This window comes from Parabacteroides sp. CH2-D42-20, from assembly GCF_003670185.1.
Taxonomy (GTDB): domain Bacteria; phylum Bacteroidota; class Bacteroidia; order Bacteroidales; family Tannerellaceae; genus Parabacteroides; species Parabacteroides distasonis.
Window position 1 is genome coordinate 199,774 of the sequence record NZ_RAYG01000001.1, and the last position, 20,780, is coordinate 220,553.

A 20,780-nucleotide genomic window follows, 5' to 3' on the forward strand; every position below is an offset into this window, starting at 1 on the left:
GGTTATTTCGGCAGGATCGATCTACGCTCTATCATCTCTAAGAAATGCTGTTTATAATTGTCGGAGATCGGGATATACTCCTTTCCAAAGACAATCCGATTCCGCTCGATCACCTTGATCTTCTCCGGCTGGACGATAAAAGAGCGATGAACACGCACAAAGCGATCCGAAGGTAACATATCCTCCAAACTCTTCATGCTCATCAACGAAAGGACCGGACGGGACTCATCCTCCACGAATATCTTCACGTAATCCTTTAATCCTTCAATATATAATATCTTGCGCAGCTCTATTTGCAACAGCTTATACTCACTCTTGACGAAAATACTCTCCATCCCGCCCTTCTCTGCGATTGGCGCGGATCCTTCCTTCTCTTCCGAAGACACCGGCTTACGGAGCAACTCATACCATCGCAACGCCTTATTCGCCGAGGCAAGGAAGTCCGGATAACTAATTGGCTTCAACAAATAATCCAGCGCATTTACCCGGTAACTATCCACGGCATATTGATCGAAAGCCGTCGTAAAAATGACACGGGTATCGGCGTTCAAGATACGGGAGAACTCCAATCCGCTCAACTCCGGCATCTGGATATCCAGAAAAAGCAGATCCACCGGCCGATCCCGTAAGTCGGAAAGAGCGTCCAAGGCACTATTATAAGTCCCCTGCAAATCCAGAAACGGAGTTTTCAAGACGTAGCTTTCCAGCAAGCTAACCGCTAAAGGTTCATCGTCAATAATAGCGCAAGTCAATCTCATATCTCAGTCTCGTTTATAGTAATTGATAGATAAGAAGAATAGTTATCCCCCTCCCGACCGCATTGGAACGAGAAATGCCCCGGATAGAGCAGCCCCAAGCGTTTCTCCAGATTCACCAGCCCGATACCGGAACCACTTTTATCTTGATCCGGGCTTTTCGGGAAATAGCTATTCACAATAGTACAAACTACCTCCGCCCCCTCCTGATGGATATCCAAATGGATGAAAGACGGCTTATTATTGCTCACCCCATGCTTAAACGCATTCTCAACCAAGGAGATAAACAACAGGGGGGCGATCAAGGTTCCCGGGGAGGAAGCGACGATATTCGTTTTCAGCTCCACATGTTTGGGCAGGCGTATACGCATCAGCTCCACATAATTACGAAGGAAGTCGAAATCCTTCTCCAAAGAGACAAAAGGCTGGCTACTCTCATACAAGACATAGCGAAGCAAGCGGCTCAAATCGTGCACCGCCTCCTGCGCCTTCTCCGGGCTGAACGCTATCAAGCTATAGATATTATTCAACGTATTAAACAGGAAATGCGGGTTAAGCTGGCTCTTCAGGTTCTGCAATTCCGCCTCGGCACGCTCCTTCTCCAGTTCCCGCTGGATAGCCGCCACCCGGTACCATCCGTCCGTCATCTTGATCGCCACGCTAAGGCCGGCTACCAAGGAGTAGATAACGGCGTTGACGAGAAAGAACCCCACCGTCTCGTTCAACGGGCGGGGCGGACGAGCCGGATGATGCATCTCCGGCGGATAGAAATAGCGCATGCAGAGATGCACGAACAGCATCATACCCCCGATAAGCAATAGGTTGATCAGCAGGAAACGCCCTGTCCGGCGGTTAAACAAATACCGCCTCACCAGCCACCCGTAATTCAAGTAGAAGACGAGCATGAAGGAAAGCGGCACGATGATGCTCCGGAAATAGCCCTCGAACGTGACTTGCGACTCCCTCCCCGTGAAGAAAAAGGGGGAGCAGAACAGGATACCCCATCCCGCGATGTGTATCAACTTTCCCAAACCTTTGATAGGGGGAGATTGTGGTGTGTCATTCATCTTATTATCCTCTTTAGTGCTACGCAAATATAGTCATTCCTACCGTTATATGAGCCATGTAGCCTTATCTAGTGAGCATTCGTCTACTCATAGCGTATGGCCTCGATCGGGTCGAGCTGCGCCGCCTTCTTGGCCGGGTACCATCCGAAGAACACGCCCGTCACCGTACATACCACGAAAGAGAGCAGTACGCTCCACGGCTGGATATAGATCGGGAAATGCGCCACGACATTCACGATCAAGGCGGCTCCCACGCCGAAAAGCACGCCGATCAATCCTCCGGTCACGCTGATAAGGATAGACTCGATCAAGAACTGAGCCAAGATATCCATGCCTTTCGCGCCGATACTCATACGGAGGCCGATCTCCCGCGTACGCTCCGTCACGCTCACGTACATGATATTCATGATACCGATACCACCAACGAGAAGAGAGATACCAGCCACCGCAGCCAGCAACGTCGTCATTATATCCGTCGTACTTGTCAACATCGTGCTCAACTCCTGCATACTCCGGATCGTGAAATCATCATCATCGGTTTCCCGCAGCCTATGGTTACGCCTCAGTATCTCCGATATCTCGTCTATGGCTTGATCGGTGTACTCCTCTTTGAGCGCCGAGCAGGTTATGCCTTGCAAATGGGTAATGGCCAAGATCTTTTTTTGAATAGTTGTGTATGGAGCTAAGATCAGGTCGTCTTGGTCCATTCCCATGCTGTTGTATCCCTTGCTTTTCAGTACGCCCACGACCCGGAACGGTAGCTTCTGGAAACGGATCACCTTACCGACGGGATTCTCTCCGCCGGGGAAAAGGTTATCCACCACCGTCTTCCCGATCACGCATACCTTGGCGGCGGTCTGCACGTCCTGATCGCTGAACATATCGCCATCCTCCACCTCGTATCGGCGTATCTCCATATAATCCGGGCTGATACCGTAGACGGTGGTCGGGGCATTGTTGGCGCCATAGATGACCTGCCCGCTACTGTTCACGGAGGGCGAAGTGGCGGAGACGTAGCGAGTCTCGTTCACGATATCCTCGTAGTCCTGTAGCTTCAGCGTCTCCATGGCAGAGGCGTCTTGGCGGACACCACCACGCATGTCGGCTCCCGGCTGGATCATGATCATGTTCGAGCCCATCTCGCTGATCTGCGCCTGTATACTCCGCTTCGAGCCTTGACCGATGGCCAGCATCGTGATCACGGAAGCCACGCCGATGATGATACCCAACATCGTGAGGAATCCCCGCAGCTTGTTGTTAGCCAAGGCCCGGAGGGCTATCTTTAGTAAATTCGTCGTATTCATTCTAAATAATATGCTATTACCACATTAATTCATTATTCTAATCATCATTCTTGGGCAGGCGGGCCAAAGCCTCAGCGGCGCTCAAGATATTCGTATTCACCGTATCGGCGGTTACATGACCGTCGCGCAACGTGATATTCCGGCTGCTGTATTGGGCGATCTCCGGGTTGTGGGTGACGAAGATAATCGTGCGTCCCTCGGCGTGCAGGCGCTGGAAGAGCACCAAGATCTCGAAAGAGGTACGGGTATCCAAGTTGCCGGTAGCCTCATCCGCAAGGATCACCGCCGGATCGTTCACCAAGGCACGGGCGATCGCCACACGCTGCATCTGGCCACCGGACATCTGGTTACTTTTATGCATCAGTCGGTCTCCCAAGCCCACGGCGATCAAAGCGTTGACCGCCTTCTCCCTACGTTGGGCCGCTTTATAAGTAGGATTGTACATGAGAGGAAGCTCTACGTTCTCTACCGCTGTCGTCTTCGGCAACAGATTGTAATTTTGAAAAACGAATCCGATCTTGCGATTCCGGAGGGTCGCTCGCTGCCGCTTGTTCATGGTGCGCACGGATACTCCGTCTAAGTAATACTCCCCGCTCGTAGGAGTATCAAGGCAACCCAGCGTGTTCAGCAACGTACTCTTTCCGGAGCCGGAGGTTCCCATGATCGTAACGAACTCCCCCTCGCGAATCGTGAACGACACGCCTCGCAGGGCATGGACGGTCTCGTCGCCTACGTGGAAGTCTCGTTTTATATTGTCTAATCTGATAATTTCTTTCATGACGCAAACTATCTCTTATTTTTGTTGCTTCCCGGAGGGCCCGGCATGAAGGGGCTACGCTCCGCTCCTGCACCTACTTCCGGCATGTTGGCGGCGCTCGCTAAATCTACGGCTACCTCATCGCCCTCGCTCAAGCCCTCGGTTACTTCGGTCACGCTGTTGTTGCTGGTTCCGACCGTAATCTGCCTCGGGCTCAAGGTATTTCCTTGGCGGGACCAAACCAAGCGTTTTCCGGGTTGTACCTCCGCATTCGGATCTGTCACGGTCATACCCAACGATTCCATGATGGCGGGCTCGGGGATAAAACGAAGTGCCTTGTTCGGCAAGGTCAGGATATTCGCACGTTCCAACGTATAAATTGTGACATTTGCCGTCAAGCGAGGTTTCAGTTTCAAGTCCGGATTATCCGCCGTAATTACTACCTCATACGTAACAACCGTGGAAGAAGAAGTACTGGAAGAAGCGCTGGAAGTGCTTTCGCTGTCCCCTAAACGAATCTGACGAACCACGCCCTCGAATTGATCGTTCGGGTAGGCATCCACCGTAAAACTAACTCGTTGACCTTCTTCCACGTTCCCTATATCCGCCTCATCCACATCCGCTATTACCTGCATCTTCGTCAAGTCGGCGGCAATGGTAAACAGCGTCGGGGTCTCGAAGCCGGCGGCAACGGTCTGTCCTTCCTCAACGGCCCGGTTGATAACCACTCCGTCTATAGGGCTCGTGATCGTGGCATATTCCAGATTACGGTTTACTTTCACCATGGAGGCCTGACTCTGGTCGTAAGCGGCCTTCGCCTTCTCATAATTATAGGTAGCCGTCTCATAATCCGTATCGCTAATCAATTGTTTCTCGTGAAGCACCTTGCTACGTGCGTAGTTCTTCTGTTGATACTCGAACTCCGTCTTGCTGCTCGCCAATTGCGCCTCGGCGGAACGAAGCTCGGCTTGGAGGTTGATCTTATCCATCTCGGCGATCAGTTGGCCGGCTTTCACCACGTCGTTATAATCAGCGTACAACTTATCGATGATACCGGAGACCTGCGTACCTACCTCGACCTCGGTAACGGGCTCTACCGTACCGGTGGCCGTAACCGTATTCGTGATCGTGCTGCGCCCTACTTTAGCGGTCTCCAGCTTGATCCCGCCTTTCGAGGATTTGCCCGTGAAAAGGAACACGCCCCCCGCAATGAGGATAACGGCAACACCGCCCATGATTAGTTTCTTCTTGTCCATATTCTGATTCGTTTTATTTCTGTTTTACGTTGTATTCTTGTTCAAAAGGCCCCCGCGACCTCCGTCGCAGGGTAACCTTGAAAAAAGAGAGTGGAGTAAATATATCCATTAGTGGGTTAATAATTCTCCGCAACCGGCTTCTTCTGATAAACATTCAGCAATTGAACGCTCATCAAGGCCATGTATTTCGCTTGTAGCTGCTCTTGCTGGGCGGTCAGATAATTGTTCTTCTCCGTCAATAGCTCAAGCGTATTTTTCATACCGAGGCTGAATTGCTCATCGATCAAGTTATAGCTTTCTTTCACGTAACTCAAGCGTTCGGTAGCCGAGGTATATTGGGTCTGCGACGAGGTAGCGTCCAGATAGATCCCCTCCACGGTTTGCAGCAATTGTTTTTGGGTATTCAGCAACTCCAACTGGCTGGTGGTAATCGCGTATTTCGCCTTGTTATAGGCCGTCTTATACTGACGGTTACTGAAGATAGGGATGCTGATCGTCAATCCGACACTCTCGTTGAAACTATTCCAGACCTGGCTACCGAAAGCGTAATCCGTTCCGGAAAGATGGCCGGTACCCAGCCCGGCGTTCATGGAGAGCGAAGGAAGGAAAGCACCTTTCGCCTTTTTCTTCTCCAGCTCGGCGATGTCCACGGCCAGCTCACTGCTCTTTATTTGCGGCATCACGGCCAGAGAGGTATTGTAAATCGTTTGCTTGCTCGGAAGCGGGGTTAAGATATCTTTCTCCGTAAGCTCCGGCATCACCAATTCGATCTCTTCGGTTATATCCAGTTCTAGTAATTGCTTCAATTGCAACTTATAATTGTCTAGATTCGTCTGGGCTACGACCAATTGATATTTATCGGTGCTTAACAGGCTTTCCAACTGAGCCAAATCCACTTTCGAGATCGAACCGGCACGTAGCAACTCCACCGCACGATCCCGTTGCGCCGTAGATACCTCGACCGTATTTTGGTTGATACGAACGGACTCCATCGCATATAGTACCTGCATATAGGTCTGTATCAAGGAGATTTGGATATCATCCTCGTTTTGCTCGATACCCAGCTCATCGACGGTATTTTGTATTTCCTGTTGCTTGATCGCCTGTACACGTTGCCCTCCATCAAAAAGCGTCCATTTAGCGTTCAGCGCATAATTACCGCTATAGCTATTATTCGTAGCGGCGTCGCTCGAAGGATAATTCACGAATCCTTGGGTAACCGAAGCCGAAAGGGAAGGGAAAAGCTGTGCTTTCGCCTGCTTCGTATCCTCTATACCGGAAAGATGCGACACCTTGCTTTTCTTTACTTGGATATTATGCTCCAAAGCGTAATCCAAGCAAGCACGCAACGTCCATCGGGTAGGTTGCTCTTGTGCCTTACTCCCTACACAGAGGAAGAACAGACATGCGAATAATAAAGCGTATTGTTTCATATTGCCTTCGTTTTCTATCTTTTTACGAAAGCAAAACTATATTACCTTAAAAACATGGGCAACCAGACTAGAAAAAGGGGCTGTTTTCACCGATTAAACGGGCAATTGCATCGACAGGAAAGCGTGCGGATATATATTTATAAGGCCATCGATTTGACAATTTGACAAAATGATAACCGAAGTCCCGGAGAATCGATTATTCCGGGCAAAGGTACGGCTCACTCCCAAATACGAAAGAAAAAAACGGCAATCATCTCGCTAATAGACGAATACCCAAAAACAGTCTTTTATTCCAGTGAAATGAATTCATCCTAATTCATCTATTTAGACAAGAAAAAGGGTGAAACAGTGTTACGATAAGGTTGTAACAGGCTACGAATGCCCATTCACAGGTACTCACAACCCAATGCACAGCCGCTCACAACGCCTAACGCAAGTATACGCATCAAGGAATGCGTCCTCTCGCAAGCTGTCTCGTCACCTATTATGTCCCAAATCGGCCTCTTTTTAACGAAAAAGCACGCTTATCACCACTTCTTTCCCACGATCTCGCTACCTCCGCACAAAAGGTGTGTCAGCGGATTTGCGTTATATCGAGCAAGAAGTAAGAATAAACGCCATTCCACCTATCTTTTATCGGCTCAAAAGTAGTCATTCTTCTTAAAGAATCAGCTCAAATTGAGCCGATTTGATCCTCAATAATACAAAATAACCCCGGCGATACCTGCCAAAATAATCATCAAGATAGGATGTATCTTGAATTTCCAAGTCAAGATAAAGGCGGCGCCAAAGATCAAGAAGCTCTTGTAGTCGATGAAGTTCTCTTTATTCATTAATAGCAAGGCGGCGGCGGCGATCAAACCGACCGTAGCCGGGCGCAATCCAAGGAAAGCCGCCTCTACATATTTATTATTCCGGAACTTAGCGAAGAAATAAGAGATCAAGAGAACCAATATGAAAGAGGGCAGACATACCGCGAATGTCGTCAGGCAAGACCCTAGGATACTCATCGTCTCTGAATACCCCGCATTATGCACCGCCGTATACCCTATATAGGTGGCGCTATTGATACCGATCGGCCCGGGTGTCATTTGAGAGATAGCGACAATATCGGTAAACTCCTGCAAGGAAATCCAACCATAGCGGTCCACCACGTCGGCTTGTATCAAGGATAACATCGCATACCCGCCACCAAAGCCCAATATACCGATCTTCAGATATACATATAATAATTGTAACCAAATCATATCAGCCCTTCTTATTTAAACCATACACCAAACCTCCGGCTATAGCCGCCAAGATAATCCAAGCGGGAGACACCCCACCCATCCAGATCAGCAATGCCGCCCCGACAGGTATGATCATTTGCACGTAACTCAACTTGATAGAACGTGCGGTTGTCAGACAAGGCACGGCGATCAAGGCGACCACCGCCGGACGCAATCCCATAAACGCCTTCTCCACCCATACATTATCCTTTACCTGCGTAAAGAATAACGCGATCAAGAGCATGATTACAAAAGAAGGGAGAATCGTGCCCAAGGCACAAACAAAACCGCCCCATGTCTTCTTCAGTTTATAACCCACGAAGATCGCTATATTCACGGCGAAAATACCCGGCAACGATTGGGCCACGGAGAAAACGTCGATAAAGTCCTCTTTCGTCATCCACCCCCGGTCCACCACATCCCGTTGGATCAGCGGCAACATAGCGTATCCACCTCCGATGGTAAACATACCGATTTTCACGAATGTCAGAAAAAGCGTCCAATACATACCCTTATCAGTTTACGTTGGCTAACGTCCTAAAAGCCTATTGTAAGTTTCTTTATTATTAATAATCTGAAGCGCTTTCTGGTAACTTGGATTATCATCATTGATAATCTGGAAGTACTGCGCCATATCATAGAGATCCCGTGCGATAAGCGCCTTGATCTGAAGCATGATCAACGGCTTCGAACGATTATATTGCTCTTCCTCAAACTCAATCTTCTCATCGCCGGCCATCTTCAGAAGCTCCTCCATGATATCCTCTCCGACCACGAAATCTTGCTTATACTGCTGGAACTTCGGATATTTAGCCATCATCTGGTTCCGATTACGATCCAGATAATTCATGGACACCCGATTGACTAAACCGGAAGCTACCAGTTTCCGGTGATAATCCGTATAGCGAGTCGTATCTACCGGGATGAACACGTCCGGCATAATACCTCCACCTCCATATACGGTACGCTCGGAAACCAAGGTGTTATACCTCATTGAATCCGGGAAATGAATGCTATCGGCACTCATCAACTCCCCCCGGTTATAACGGTCGATCAGATCATGGTGGTACTCCTCGATCTTCCCGTTCTCGTAAGGCTTTTGTATACAACGTCCGGTGGGTGTATAGTAACGGGAAACCGTCAAACGAATCATGGAACCATCCGGCAGGGGAATCGGTTTCTGTACCAAACCTTTGCCAAAGGTACGGCGACCTACGATCACTCCACGGTCCCAATCTTGAATAGCGCCGGAGACGATCTCGCTGGCCGAAGCCGAGGACTCGTCCACCAGAACGACCAAACGTCCCTCTTGGAATTGTCCGCGAGCGGTAGAGTTCGCCTCCTCACGAGGTTGCTTACTCCCTTTCGTATAAACGATCAACCGGTTTTTATCCAAGAACTCATCCGCTAACTCTATGGCGATATTCAAATATCCCCCACCATTTCCCTGCAAATCCAGAATCAAGTTCTTCATGCCCTGTTTCCGGAGCTTCTCCAACGCCTCCCTGAATTCATCGGCGGAAGAAGCGGCGAAACGGTTCAACTTAATATAACCGGTATTCTTATCCGCCATATAAGCGGCATCCAGACTATACACGGGAATCTTACCGCGAACGATCTTGAAATCCATCAATTCCGGCGACTTGCCTCGCTTTACTTTCACACGCACCTCGGTACCTTTCGGTCCGCGTAGTTTCTTCATGATATCGGTAGTCTTCATCTTCACGCCGGCGATCAAGGTATCGTCTACTTGGATAATACGGTCGCCCGCCATCAACCCCACCTTCTCAGAGGGACCTCCGGGGATTACCTGAATCACGTAAAGCGTATCCGTCAACATATTGAACTGTATGCCGATACCATCGAAATTGCCTTGTAAAGGCTCGGTCATCTCTTTCGTCTCCTCCGGGTCCATATAATTGGAATGAGGGTCTAGCTTATCCAACATGCCGACTATAGCGTCTTCCACCAACTTCGTCTCGCTAGTAGAGTCGACATATAGATTAGATATAGCGAATAAAGCCAATTGGAGCTTCCGGGCATCCATATTCGCTTTTTGCGCTGTCGCTCCGGTAAACACACCTAGGACGATCAGCAGGGATAAGACGATTCTTTTCATCAGATATATTCGTTTCATAATTTTCAATACAATCTCGTCTCTTTAGGGACGAATTGGGAAATGTCTTTGCCGTAGCGTAACAACTCACGGACAATACTTGAGCTAATATGCGTATGCTCCGGTTCCGTAAACAAGATAAAAGTCTCGATACCCGTCAACTTACGATTCACGTCCGCGATCGTCTTCTCATATTCGAAATCATTGACCGTACGGATTCCTCTTAAGATAAAGCCGGCTCCGACCTCTTTAGCGAAATCCACCGTCAATTGATTATATGACATGACTTTCACCCTTGGATTATCCTTGTATAGATTCCAGATCGCTTCCATCCGCTTCTCCAAGGAGAAATAGGTAAGCTTCTTATCGTTGATACCGATCGAGATCACGATCTCGTCCACCAGTTCCAACCCACGCCTTACCAAGGATTGATGCCCGATCGTAAAAGGATCGAAGGTACCGGGAAAAAGCGCAATACGTTTATTTTCAATTGATGACATCTTCTTCAACCACTAAGTTATCGATAATAAAGTTCTGTCGCTCCATGGTATTCTTCCCCATATAGAACTCGAGCATATCTTTCACGAGGTCCTCTTTCTTCATTGTCACCGGATCAAGGCGTATATCCTTGCCGATAAAATGCTTGAACTCATCGGGAGAGATCTCTCCCAGACCTTTGAATCGGGTGATCTCCGGATTCTTCCCGGCAGCGGCTATGGCAGCCAAGCGTTCCTCCTCCGAATAACAATACCACGTCTTCTGCCGGTTACGTACCCGAAATAACGGGGTTTGCAAGATATAGACATGATTACGCTTAATCAAATCGGGGAAGAATTGCAAGAAGAAGGTAATCAACAATAAACGGATATGCATCCCGTCCACATCGGCATCTGTCGCGATAATCACCTTATTATACCGCAAACCTTCCAAGCCATCCTCAATATTCAAGGCCGCTTGAAGCAAGTTAAACTCCTCGTTCTCGTAAACGATCTTCTTTGTCAAGCCATAACTATTCAAAGGCTTACCCCTCAAACTAAATACAGCTTGGTAATTCGGGTTACGGCTCTTCGTGATAGAACCGCTAGCCGAGTCACCCTCCGTGATAAAGATACTGCTTTCCTCTAGCAAATCCCCTTTCGAGTCGGTCAGGTGAATCCGGCAATCCCTTAGTTTCTTATTATGTAAATTCGCTTTCTTCGCACGCTCGCGGGCCAGCTTCGTAACACCGGCGATCGCCTTGCGCTCTTTCTCGGACTCCAAGATCTTCTTCAGCAAAAGCTCCGAAGTCTCCATATTCTTATGCAAATAGTTATCCAGGTCATTCTTGATGAAATCACCGATAAACTTCGCTACCGTAGGGCCGTCCGGTCCTATATCTTTCGAACCGAGCTTGGTCTTTGTCTGGCTCTCGAATACAGGCTCCTCCACTTTTATGCTGATAGCGGCCACGATACCCGCACGAATATCCGAATACTCGAAATTCTTATTGTAATATTCCTTGATGACACGGCCTATAGACTCCTTGAAAGCAGAAAGGTGCGTACCGCCTTGGGTGGTATGCTGGCCGTTCACGAACGAATAATATTCCTCTCCATATTGGTTGCTATGCGTGATAACCACCTCTATATCCTCCCCTTTCAGGTGGATGATCGGGTAAAGAGGCTCGGTGGTCATATTCTCGTTCAACAAATCCACCAGACCGTTGCGGGAATAGAAACGCTTGCCGTTGTAAATAATGGAAAGTCCCGAGTTCAAGAAGACATAGTTCTTTAATAGCCCCTCGATAAACTCGTCCTTATAATGATAATCCTTAAAGATCTCCCGATCCGGGACAAAAAACACCTGCGTACCGTTCGCCTCCCCGGTCGGTTGGATATCCGATTCCTCCGTGACGATCGCCTTACTATATTCCACCCGCTTACACTCTCCGTCACGGTAGCTGGTTATCAAGAAATAACTACTCAAGGCATTCACCGCCTTGATACCCACACCATTCAAACCCACGGATTTCTTAAACGCCTTGCTATCGTATTTAGCGCCGGTATTCATCTTGCTAGACACATCCACGACTTTACCCAGAGGGACACCACGGCCATAATCCCGTACGGCTACCGTACCTTCCTCGATAGTCACCTCGATACTTTTGCCATACCCCATCATGTACTCGTCGATAGAGTTATCCAGCACCTCCTTCAACAACACATAGATACCATCATCGGCATAGCTACCGTCCCCCAGTTTTCCGATATACATACCGGGACGCCGGCGGATATGCTCCATCCAGTCCAGTGTCTTGATGTCATCATCGTTATATTCCGTAGGTTGTTGTATCGTTGAATTCAGCTCATCCATATCTCTTATAACTTTTTAATATACGCTCTTCTTGATTTATGATGCTCTCGCTTGAAATAATCCCATTGCGCTTGTACGGCGCTATTCGTCTCCAGCTCCGGGTTACTCTCGGCGTAAACGGCACCGATACGCTTATAGACCGGAATCAAGTCATTAAATAATAAAGCGTTCACGCCTTTACTTTGATATTCCGGCAAGACTCCTGTCAAATACAGGTCGATTACTTTCGGTTTGCTCTTCAACGCTTTCAGCAAATGAATCCACCCGAAGGGTAACATATGCCCACGAGCCTTTTGCAAGGCTCTCGAAAGGTTGGGCAGGGAGATGCCAAAGCCAACCACCGCATTATCCTCTTCCCTTACGATCAGCGTTACCAAATCATAACGCAGCATAGGGATATACATATTGATATAATAATCGATCTGCTTCTCGGTCAATTGCGCGAAACCATACAAGGGAGCGAAAGCCGCATTCAATGTATGGAATACCGGACGGGCGTAAGGCATAATCTCCTTAGCGTTCTTGAACTTCAGCACCTTCAATCCGTATTTCTTCTTCACGATCTCGCCGATACGCAAATGCTTCTCGGGAACGCCATCCGGTATATAGATCTTAAATTCATGCCAATCTTGATCCTTTCCGTATCCGATACGCTCCACTTGCTTGGGGTAATAGGGATAATTATAAATTGTAGCCATCGTACCGATCTGATCGAAACCCTCGATCAACATACCCTCGTGATCCATATCGGTAAAGCCCATCGGACCGTGGATCTCCTCCATGCCTTGTTCGCGGGCCCATTTCTCGACAGCGCCAAAAAGGGCATCAACCACCTCGTCATCATCAATAAAATCAACGAAACCAAAGCGGGCACGTTTCTGTCCCCAAGCCTCGTTACTCGGGCGATTCACCATACCGGCGATACGGCCTACCACCTTCCCGTCCTTATAGGCAAGGAAGTAAATAGCGTCGCACACCTCGAACGCCGGATTTTTCTTCTTATCCAGCGTCATCATCTCTTCCTCTATTAAACCCGGTACGTGATAGGGATTACCCTTGTATAATTCGATATTGAACTTGACAAACTTCTTAAGCTCCTTCTTACTGGTAACTTCTCTTATCTCTACGCTCATCGGTAATTTTATTTAAGCGGCAAAGTTACTACAAAAAAGTGAAATGCGGAAAGATATAGTGATAGAATTGAGTTACAAGGGTTTTGGTTGAAGTGGCGATAATCCGTGAAGCCATTACAATCCCTGCCGAAGCCAAATCCTGACGCCGCTACGTTACTTGTTCGTAACCATGCCCGAAAATGCGACAAACGGGTACGAATAGCGAAACAAGGCTCTAAGGAATAGTGAGTTATCCATAACTCATGCGAAAAATCAGGTTACGGAAAAAGATTGCGCCGTTCCTCCCCGTTTTGCGTACCAACACCGGACTCTTCACCAACTAATTTTGAAACCCAAAAATTAAGGACAATGAAGAGTACATTTTCAGTAATCTACTACCTCAAGCGTCAGGTAGTGAAAAAGGACGGGACAGTTCCCGTCATGGGACGCATCACGGTGGACGGCAGCCAGACACAGTTCAGCTGCAAACTGACTGTCGATCCGAAACTGTGGGACACCAAAGGTGGACGTGTCACGGGCAGAAGCACGGCGGCACTCGAAACGAACCGTATGCTTGACAAGATGCGGGTACGCATCAACAGGCATTATCAGGAAATCATGGAGCGTGACAACTTCGTCACGGCGGAGAAGGTGAAGAACGCCTTTCTCGGACTGGAACACCGCTACCACACGCTGATGCAGGTGTTCCGCCAGCACAACGAGGACTACGAGAAGCAGGTGGAGGCAGGCATGAAAGCCAAAGGCACGCTGCTGAAGTACCGCACCGTTTACAAGCACATGCAAGAGTTCCTCGACATCCGCTACCATGTGAAGGACATCGCCCTAAAAGAGCTTACCCCGGCTTTCATCTCCGACTTCGAGATGTTCCTGCGCACGGACAAGCACTGCTGCACCAATACCGTGTGGCTGTACGTCTGCCCGTTACGGACGATGGTATTCATCGCCATCAACAACGAGTGGCTGACGCGCGACCCGTTCCGCGAGTATGAAATCAAGAAGGAGGAAACAACACGCAGTTTCCTGACCAAAGATGAGATCCGCCTGCTGATGGAGGGGAAACTGAAAAACGCCAAACAGGAATTGTACCGCGACCTCTACCTGTTCTGCGCCTTCACGGGGCTGTCGTTCGCGGATATGCGCAACCTTACGGAAGAGAATATCCGCACCTACTTCGACGAACACGAGTGGATAAACATCAACCGCCAGAAAACGGGCGTGGTGTCCAACATCCGCCTGCTCGACATCGCCAACCGCATAATCGGCAAATACCGGGGACTGTGCGGGGACGGCAGGATATTTCCCGTTCCGCATTATAACACGTGCCTTGCCGGTATCCGTGCCGTCGCCAAGCGTTGCGGCATCACCAAGCATATCACGTGGCATCAGAGCCGCCACACGGCAGCCACGACGATATTCCTCTCCAACGGTGTTCCCATCGAAACGGTCAGCTCCATGCTCGGACACAAGAGCATAAAGACGACGCAGATTTACGCAAAGATAACCAAAGAGAAGCTCAATCAGGACATGGAGAACCTTGCCGCAAGATTGAACGGCGTCGAGGAATTTGCAGGTTGCACCATCTAAAAAGAAAAGCCATGAAACGTGACACAATCATCATCGAGGACAAGGCAGTCAGCGTAACCGGTAACGACGTGTGGATGACCGCCACCGAAATAGCCGGATTGTTCCATACGACCGTCCCGGCAGTGAACGCCGCCATCAGAGCCGTCCGCAAGTCGGACGTGCTGAACGACTACGAGGTGTGCCGCTACATGCAGCTTGAAAACGGGCTGCACGCGGACGTGTACGCCCTTGAAATCATCATCCCGGTCGCTTTCAGGGTGAATACCTACAACACCCACCTGTTCCGCACATGGCTGGTGGGAAAGGCACTCTCACAAGAGAAACGGCAGACATACGTGATGTTCATACAGAACGGAAAAGCCGGGTATTGCTGATTGCACATACCCCATAAGACAAGTAAACGGGTAGCACCACAAAAGGTGTCACCCGTTTACTTTTTCATGAAACCGCCTCACTCCAGCGGCTTGCGGTAGTTCGCTTCCAGTACCCCGCGCAGCCCCGTTTCCGGGTAAAGCACCTTCCCTCCCAAAAGTATGAAGGGCAACACGCGGTTGTTGCGGTATTCCTGCAAGGTGCGCCGGCTCACACGGAGCAGTTCCGACACCTCGCCGTCCGTCAGGTAACGTTCCCCGTCCAGCGGAGGACGGTAGCTTTCCAGAAATGCGGACAGCCATTTCGAGCCTTTGCGCATATCCTGCACCACAGAGGCTATCGGCTCGTCTTCCATCGTAAAAACATCGTTGTTCTCGTTCATCATAACTTCGGATTCAGTGGGTGAATAAATCAAATCATCTGCCGTGCGGATAGAGCGTGCCGACAAGCGGTATCAGCCGCTTCACCTCCTCTGGCTTGTAATAGAACCTGCGGTTTATCTGCGAGTAGCCGATAAGCCGCCTGTCACGCAGCGTCTGCAACGTGCGCGGGCTTATTCTCAACTGCCCGCAGACCTCCTCGCCCGTGAGCCATCTTTCCATGCGCCCCGTGTCGCTTTTGCGCCTCAGGGCGGCGACCTTCTCCGAGAGTGCGCCGAATGCCGCCACCATCATCTCGAAAGTCTTTTTCTCGATAGATACTATTTCCATATTCATGTCATTTAGAGTTTGCCGCAAAGGTAACGAAACGGCATACAAGACGTATCGTTTTCCGCTGAAAGGCTGCCTGTTGCGCCGTTTGACCGGGTTACGGAGCCATCTTCCGCAAAAATCTTACGTGAGTCACGTAGTGAGTTGTTAAAGCCCCTTTTGTTTATTGCCGAATTTTGTCGCAGAAACAAAAAGAAAGGACTGAACATGAAAGTGATAACAATGGAAAGTTCCGCCTACAAGGAGATGATGGCGCAGATTGCGAACATCGCAGGGTACATCCGCGAGGCAAGGGACGAGAAGAAACGGAAGCGGGAAACCGAAGACAAGCTGCTTGACACGGCACAGGCGGCGAAGATGCTCAACGTGAGCAAGCGCACCATGCAGCGTATGCGCACCGACCACCGTATCGAGTATGTGGTGGTACGCGGAAGCTGCCGCTACCGCCTTTCCGAGATACTGCGGCTATTGGAGGACAACACAGTAAGGAACGAGGAAGGGACAATAGACACCCTGTTCCACAACCACACGCTGCGCACGGGCGGCAAACCAAAAGGAAGGAGGACATAGGTCATGGAACTGCTCACACGAAACAACTTCGAGGGCTGGATGCAGAAGCTGATGGAACGGCTCGACCGTCAGGACGAACTGCTGCTGGCGATGAAGGCTGAGGGGAAACAGCCCACTATCACGGAAAGCATCCGCCTTTTCGACAATCAGGATTTGTGCATGTTGCTCCAGATAAGCAAACGCACCCTCCAACGCTACCGCAGCGTAGGCGCATTGCCCTACAAGACGCTGGGCAAGAAGACCTATTACAGCGAGGAGGACGTGCTGACATTCCTTTCCAACCATATCAAGGACTTCAAAAAGGAAGATATAGCCTTCTACAAGGCTCGTATCCATAATTTCTTTCATAAATAACCCATTAAAACATTTTTCAGATGGCAAAGAAAAAAGACGAAAAGGACGTGCTGGTAGTCCGTGACGAGAAGACAGGCGAGATCAGCGTGGTAGCCGGGCTGAACGCGGACGGCACACCCAAGCGCACCCCCGCAAAAGCGGAGAACGCGCAGAGTTTCCTGCAATTCGACCGACATGGCGACGTGCTGGACAACTTCTTCAAGAACTTCTTCCGGCAGTGCAAGGAACCCAGCCGCTTCGGTTTCTACCGCATTGCGGCAGACCAAGCTGAAAATCTCTTAGAGGTGATGAAGCAACTGCTGAAAGACCCCGAAGCGAACAAGGAGCTGCTCGCCCCTCACAAGGTGGACACCTCCGACTATGAGAAGAAGGTGCAGGAAGAGATGGCAGCACAACAGACAGAGAAACAAGAACCTCAAAAACAGGAGAACATGGAACAACGGAAAGAACAGCAACAGGACAAATCCGAACAGATGCAGGGCAAACGTGGCTACCAGCCCATCGACGAGAGTAAAATCAACTGGCAGGAGCTGGAGGACAGATGGGGCGTAAAGCGGGACAACCTTGAAAAGTCCGGCGACCTTACGAAGATGCTCAACTATGGCAAGTCCGACTTGGTAAAGGTCAAACCGACCTTCGGCGGCGAATCATTCGAGCTGGACGCCCGCCTCTCCTTCAAGAAGGACGGTGAGGGAAACATCAGCCTCGTGCCGCACTTCATCCGCAAGGAGCAGAAGCTGGATGAGTACAAGGAACACAAATTCTCCGACAATGACCGGAAGAACCTCCGCGAAACGGGCAATCTCGGTAGGGTCGTGGACATTGTGGACAGGGAAACGGGCGAGATCATCCCCTCCTACATCAGCATCGACCGCAAGACGAATGAAATCACGGACATTCCGGCAAGCAGGGTGCGCATCCCGGAGCGCATCGGCAAGACGGAAATCACCACGCAGGAGCGGGACATGCTCCGCGCCGGACTGCCCGTACGCGACAAGCTCATCGAGCGCAACGACGGCAGAAAGTTCGTCACCACCCTGCAAGTGAACGTGGAGCAGCGCGGCGTGGAGTTCGTGCCGGGAACCGGCAAGTCGCCCCGTACCGCACAGACACAGGAAACCAAAGGCGACACATCGAAAAGTCAGGCGCAGGGCGGGGAAAATGCCGCACAGACCAAGAAGGAGCAACGCCGCAACACGTGGACGAACGAGGACGGCAGCATCCGCCCCATCAGCAAATGGAGCGGCGTGAGCTTCACCGACCAGCAGAAAGCCGACTATGTGGCGGGTAAAGCCGTGAAGCTGGAGAACGTGACCGACAAGCAGGGCTTCCATGCCACGATGTATATCAAGTTCAACCCGGAGAAGGGACGCCCGTACCGCTACGACACGAACCCTGACAATGCACAGCAGGTTGCTCCGTCCAACGAGAGCCGCACGCAGGTGGCGGTGAACAACGATGGCAAGACCAACGAGGCTACAAAGAATCTGAGAGAGCCGTTGCAGAAAGGTCAGACCAACCCGAAGGACGCCCGCCAGCAACAGCAGCAGGAGAAGCCGCAGAAGAAAACGGGCAAGGGCATGAAAATGTAATCCCGTGTCCGCCACTGAATCCAAAATAAAATCCAAAGTATCAACAAAAAAGAAGAAGACATGAAGACAATCATTGCAGAAAAGCCCTCCGTGGCACGTGAAATCGCCCGCATCGTGGGCGCGACAAAGAGAGAGGAAGGATATTTCGAGGGAGGCGGTTATGCCGTGACATGGGCATTCGGACACCTCGTTCAGCTTGCCATGCCCGACGGCTACGGCGTGCGCGGATTTGTCCGTGACAACCTCCCGATTATTCCCGACACATTCACGCTCGTCCCCCGTCAGGTCAGGACGGAGAAAGGTTACAAGCCCGACAGCGGCGTGGTGTCGCAGATAAAAGTCATCAAAAGACTGTTCGACACAAGCGAACATATCATCGTGGCGACCGATGCCGGACGCGAGGGAGAGCTTATCTTCCGCTACCTCTACCACTATACGGGTTGCACCACTCCTTTCGTGCGCCTGTGGATCAGCTCTCTCACCGACAAAGCTATCCGCGAGGGACTGCGGAAACTCGAAGACGGCAGCAAATACGACAACCTCTACCTCGCCGCCAAAGCGCGGAGCGAATCCGACTGGCTCGTGGGCATCAACGGCACACAGGCGTTATCCATCGCCGCCGGACACGGCACGTATTCCGTGGGGCGGGTGCAGACACCAACGTTGGCTATGGTATGTGAACGCTACTGGGAGAACCGCCGCTTTACGTCCGAAGCATTCTGGCAGCTCCATATCGCAACGGACGGTTGCGACGGCGAAGTCGTGAAATTCTCATCCTCCGAGAAATGGAAAGAGAAAGAACCGGCGATGGAACTATATAATAAGGTAAAGGCGGCAGGTTGCGCCACTGTCACGAAAGCCGAGCGCAAGGAGAAGACGGAGGAAACTCCCTTGCTCTACGACCTGACCACGCTCCAGAAAGAAGCCAACGCCAAGCACGGCTTCACGGCGGAACAGACGCTTGAAATCGCGCAGAAACTCTACGAAAAGAAGTTGATAACCTATCCGAGAACGGGAAGCCGCTACATCCCCGAAGACGTGTTTGCCGAAATTCCCAAACTGCTCGCTTTCATCGGCACACAGCCCGAATGGAAAGACAAGGTGCGGGCAAAAGCCGCCCCGACACGCCGCAGCGTGGACGACGGCAAGGTGACAGACCACCATGCCCTGCTCGTCACGGGTGAGAAACCGCTCTTCCTCTCCAAAGAGGACAATACCATCTATCAGATGATTGCCGGGCGCATGGTCGAGGCATTCTCTGAGAAATGCGTCAAGGATGTGACCACTGTCACGGCGGAATGTGCCGGAGTGGAGTTTACCGTAAAAGGCAGCGTCGTGAAGCAAACCGGATGGCGTGCCGTCTATGGCGAGGAAAAAGAGGAAATTACCATCCCCGGCTGGCAGGAAGGCGACACGCTGACACCGAAAGGCTCGTCCATTACCGAAGGAAAGACCAAACCCAAGCCGCTGCATACCGAAGCCACCCTGCTCTCGGCAATGGAAACGGCGGGCAAGGAAATTGAGGACGACGCACTGCGGCAGGCGATGAAGGACTGTGGCATCGGTACTCCCGCCACACGCGCCTCCATCATCGAAACGCTTTTCAAGCGCGGTTACATGGAACGCTGCAAGAAGTCGCTTGTTCCCACCGAAAAAGGACTTGCCCTCAATTCCGTCGTCAAGACGATGCGCATCGCCGATGTTGCCATGACGGGCGAATGGGAAAAGGAGCTGGCGCGTATCGAGCGCGGGGAACTGTCCGACGACACCTTCCGCAAGGAGATAGAGGCGTACACACGTGAGATAACCTCCGAACTGATCTCGTGCGACAAGCTCTTCGGCAGCCGTGACTCCGGCTGCGCGTGTCCCAAGTGTGGCACGGGCAGGATGCGGTTCTACGGCAAGGTGGTACGCTGCGACAACACGGAGTGCGGACTGCCCGTGTTCCGGCTGAAAGCGGGACGCACCCTGTCCGACGATGAAATCAAAGACCTGCTCACCGAAGGGCATACCAAGCTGCTCAAAGGGTTCAAGAGCAAACAGGGCAAGAGTTTCGATGCTGTTGTCGCCTTTGACGGGGAATATAACACGACTTTTGTGTTCCCGGAGGCTAAAAAGGACAAGAAATTTTCAGGACGGAAGAAATAGTATTAACTT

General features: G+C 50.6%; 20 protein-coding genes. 6 read left to right on the plus strand and 14 right to left on the minus strand.

Annotation, left to right across the window (positions count from 1 at the left end; translation table 11 throughout):
• Nucleotides 1-2: 2 nt before the first annotated feature.
• The 12 genes from D7V92_RS00685 to D7V92_RS00740 form a co-directional block, all read right to left on the minus strand.
• The gene (locus D7V92_RS00685) at nt 3-758 is read right to left on the minus strand and encodes a LytTR family DNA-binding domain-containing protein (protein ID WP_008779126.1); all 756 of its coding nucleotides are present in this window, start codon (nt 756-758) and stop codon (nt 3-5) included.
• Nucleotides 755-1,822, minus strand: coding sequence for a sensor histidine kinase (locus D7V92_RS00690; RefSeq protein ID WP_044545769.1), 1,068 nt, complete (start codon nt 1,820-1,822; stop codon nt 755-757). The genes D7V92_RS00685 and D7V92_RS00690 overlap by 4 nt, the downstream gene beginning before the upstream one ends.
• An 83-nt stretch (nt 1,823-1,905) precedes the next feature.
• A complete protein-coding gene (locus D7V92_RS00695; protein ID WP_121772082.1) occupies nt 1,906-3,126 on the minus strand; it encodes an ABC transporter permease in 1,221 nt (406 codons plus the stop codon).
• 37 nt (nt 3,127-3,163) lie between these two features.
• The gene (locus D7V92_RS00700; RefSeq protein ID WP_005859794.1) at nt 3,164-3,904 is read right to left on the minus strand and encodes an ABC transporter ATP-binding protein; all 741 of its coding nucleotides are present in this window, start codon (nt 3,902-3,904) and stop codon (nt 3,164-3,166) included.
• Between the two features lie 8 nt (nt 3,905-3,912).
• A complete protein-coding gene (locus tag D7V92_RS00705) occupies nt 3,913-5,139 on the minus strand; it encodes an efflux RND transporter periplasmic adaptor subunit (RefSeq protein ID WP_005867336.1) in 1,227 nt (408 codons plus the stop codon).
• A gap of 116 nt (nt 5,140-5,255) precedes the next feature.
• A complete protein-coding gene (locus D7V92_RS00710; RefSeq protein WP_121772083.1) occupies nt 5,256-6,572 on the minus strand; it encodes a TolC family protein in 1,317 nt (438 codons plus the stop codon).
• A gap of 695 nt (nt 6,573-7,267) precedes the next feature.
• The gene (locus D7V92_RS00715; RefSeq protein ID WP_005867334.1) at nt 7,268-7,819 is read right to left on the minus strand and encodes a chromate transporter; all 552 of its coding nucleotides are present in this window, start codon (nt 7,817-7,819) and stop codon (nt 7,268-7,270) included.
• A 1-nt stretch (nt 7,820) separates the two neighbouring features.
• The gene (locus D7V92_RS00720) at nt 7,821-8,348 is read right to left on the minus strand and encodes a chromate transporter (RefSeq protein ID WP_005859800.1); all 528 of its coding nucleotides are present in this window, start codon (nt 8,346-8,348) and stop codon (nt 7,821-7,823) included.
• Nucleotides 8,349-8,369: 21 nt separating this feature from the next.
• Nucleotides 8,370-9,959, minus strand: a complete 1,590-nt coding sequence (locus D7V92_RS00725; protein WP_121772084.1) for a S41 family peptidase — start codon at nt 9,957-9,959, stop codon at nt 8,370-8,372.
• 23 nt (nt 9,960-9,982) lie between these two features.
• The gene (gene coaD / locus D7V92_RS00730; protein ID WP_005859804.1) at nt 9,983-10,456 is read right to left on the minus strand and encodes a pantetheine-phosphate adenylyltransferase; all 474 of its coding nucleotides are present in this window, start codon (nt 10,454-10,456) and stop codon (nt 9,983-9,985) included.
• Nucleotides 10,443-12,308, minus strand: coding sequence for a DNA topoisomerase IV subunit B (locus tag D7V92_RS00735; protein ID WP_005859805.1), 1,866 nt, complete (start codon nt 12,306-12,308; stop codon nt 10,443-10,445). Before D7V92_RS00735 ends, coaD begins: the two co-directional genes overlap by 14 nt.
• Nucleotides 12,309-12,313: 5 nt before the next feature.
• On the minus strand, nt 12,314-13,441 hold the full coding sequence (locus tag D7V92_RS00740) for a hypothetical protein (protein WP_005859806.1): 1,128 nt from the start codon (nt 13,439-13,441) through the stop codon (nt 12,314-12,316).
• 348 nt (nt 13,442-13,789) lie between these two features.
• Here D7V92_RS00740 and D7V92_RS00750 point away from each other — a divergent pair, with 348 nt between their 5' ends.
• Nucleotides 13,790-15,025 (plus strand): site-specific integrase, encoded by a 1,236-nt coding sequence (locus tag D7V92_RS00750; RefSeq protein ID WP_004291422.1) that lies wholly within the window; start codon nt 13,790-13,792, stop codon nt 15,023-15,025.
• Nucleotides 15,026-15,036: 11 nt separating this feature from the next.
• Entirely contained in the window at nt 15,037-15,399 is a 363-nt protein-coding gene (locus D7V92_RS00755; RefSeq protein ID WP_004291423.1) for a hypothetical protein, read from the plus strand.
• A gap of 77 nt (nt 15,400-15,476) precedes the next feature.
• On the opposite strand, the gene D7V92_RS00760 is transcribed toward D7V92_RS00755, so the two are convergent.
• Together D7V92_RS00760 and D7V92_RS00765 are read right to left on the minus strand one after the other, a co-directional pair.
• Nucleotides 15,477-15,782, minus strand: coding sequence for a helix-turn-helix domain-containing protein (locus D7V92_RS00760; RefSeq protein WP_004291424.1), 306 nt, complete (start codon nt 15,780-15,782; stop codon nt 15,477-15,479).
• A 31-nt stretch (nt 15,783-15,813) separates the two neighbouring features.
• Nucleotides 15,814-16,113: a helix-turn-helix domain-containing protein gene (locus D7V92_RS00765; protein ID WP_004291426.1), complete on the minus strand. Its 300-nt coding sequence runs from the start codon at nt 16,111-16,113 to the stop codon at nt 15,814-15,816.
• Between the two features lie 201 nt (nt 16,114-16,314).
• Here D7V92_RS00765 and D7V92_RS00775 point away from each other — a divergent pair, with 201 nt between their 5' ends.
• The 4 genes from D7V92_RS00775 to topB are packed head-to-tail and all read left to right on the plus strand — an operon-like array spanning nt 16,315 to nt 20,771.
• On the plus strand, nt 16,315-16,677 hold the full coding sequence (locus D7V92_RS00775) for a helix-turn-helix domain-containing protein (RefSeq protein ID WP_004304264.1): 363 nt from the start codon (nt 16,315-16,317) through the stop codon (nt 16,675-16,677).
• A gap of 3 nt (nt 16,678-16,680) precedes the next feature.
• Nucleotides 16,681-17,031, plus strand: a complete 351-nt coding sequence (locus tag D7V92_RS00780) for a helix-turn-helix domain-containing protein (RefSeq protein WP_004291454.1) — start codon at nt 16,681-16,683, stop codon at nt 17,029-17,031.
• Between the two features lie 20 nt (nt 17,032-17,051).
• A complete protein-coding gene (locus tag D7V92_RS00785; RefSeq protein WP_004291455.1) occupies nt 17,052-18,623 on the plus strand; it encodes a DUF3945 domain-containing protein in 1,572 nt (523 codons plus the stop codon).
• 60 nt (nt 18,624-18,683) lie between these two features.
• On the plus strand, nt 18,684-20,771 hold the full coding sequence (gene topB / locus D7V92_RS00790; RefSeq protein ID WP_004291456.1) for a type IA DNA topoisomerase: 2,088 nt from the start codon (nt 18,684-18,686) through the stop codon (nt 20,769-20,771).
• Nucleotides 20,772-20,780 lie beyond the last annotated feature (9 nt).

Coding starts and splice junctions, on each gene's coding strand:
- D7V92_RS00765 (WP_004291426.1), bottom strand. CDS start 16,113: ATGAATATGGAAATAGTATCTATCGAGAAAAAGACTTTCGAGATGATG.
- D7V92_RS00750 (WP_004291422.1), top strand. CDS start 13,790: ATGAAGAGTACATTTTCAGTAATCTACTACCTCAAGCGTCAGGTAGTG.
- D7V92_RS00740 (WP_005859806.1), bottom strand. CDS start 13,441: ATGAGCGTAGAGATAAGAGAAGTTACCAGTAAGAAGGAGCTTAAGAAG.
- D7V92_RS00725 (WP_121772084.1), bottom strand. CDS start 9,959: ATGAAAAGAATCGTCTTATCCCTGCTGATCGTCCTAGGTGTGTTTACC.
- D7V92_RS00755 (WP_004291423.1), top strand. CDS start 15,037: ATGAAACGTGACACAATCATCATCGAGGACAAGGCAGTCAGCGTAACC.
- D7V92_RS00690 (WP_044545769.1), bottom strand. CDS start 1,822: ATGAATGACACACCACAATCTCCCCCTATCAAAGGTTTGGGAAAGTTG.
- D7V92_RS00700 (WP_005859794.1), bottom strand. CDS start 3,904: ATGAAAGAAATTATCAGATTAGACAATATAAAACGAGACTTCCACGTA.
- D7V92_RS00760 (WP_004291424.1), bottom strand. CDS start 15,782: ATGATGAACGAGAACAACGATGTTTTTACGATGGAAGACGAGCCGATA.
- D7V92_RS00710 (WP_121772083.1), bottom strand. CDS start 6,572: ATGAAACAATACGCTTTATTATTCGCATGTCTGTTCTTCCTCTGTGTA.
- D7V92_RS00720 (WP_005859800.1), bottom strand. CDS start 8,348: ATGTATTGGACGCTTTTTCTGACATTCGTGAAAATCGGTATGTTTACC.
- D7V92_RS00695 (WP_121772082.1), bottom strand. CDS start 3,126: ATGAATACGACGAATTTACTAAAGATAGCCCTCCGGGCCTTGGCTAAC.
- D7V92_RS00715 (WP_005867334.1), bottom strand. CDS start 7,819: ATGATTTGGTTACAATTATTATATGTATATCTGAAGATCGGTATATTG.
- D7V92_RS00780 (WP_004291454.1), top strand. CDS start 16,681: ATGGAACTGCTCACACGAAACAACTTCGAGGGCTGGATGCAGAAGCTG.
- D7V92_RS00705 (WP_005867336.1), bottom strand. CDS start 5,139: ATGGACAAGAAGAAACTAATCATGGGCGGTGTTGCCGTTATCCTCATT.
- D7V92_RS00685 (WP_008779126.1), bottom strand. CDS start 758: ATGAGATTGACTTGCGCTATTATTGACGATGAACCTTTAGCGGTTAGC.
- D7V92_RS00735 (WP_005859805.1), bottom strand. CDS start 12,308: ATGGATGAGCTGAATTCAACGATACAACAACCTACGGAATATAACGAT.
- D7V92_RS00775 (WP_004304264.1), top strand. CDS start 16,315: ATGAAAGTGATAACAATGGAAAGTTCCGCCTACAAGGAGATGATGGCG.
- D7V92_RS00785 (WP_004291455.1), top strand. CDS start 17,052: ATGGCAAAGAAAAAAGACGAAAAGGACGTGCTGGTAGTCCGTGACGAG.
- topB (WP_004291456.1), top strand. CDS start 18,684: ATGAAGACAATCATTGCAGAAAAGCCCTCCGTGGCACGTGAAATCGCC.
- coaD (WP_005859804.1), bottom strand. CDS start 10,456: ATGTCATCAATTGAAAATAAACGTATTGCGCTTTTTCCCGGTACCTTC.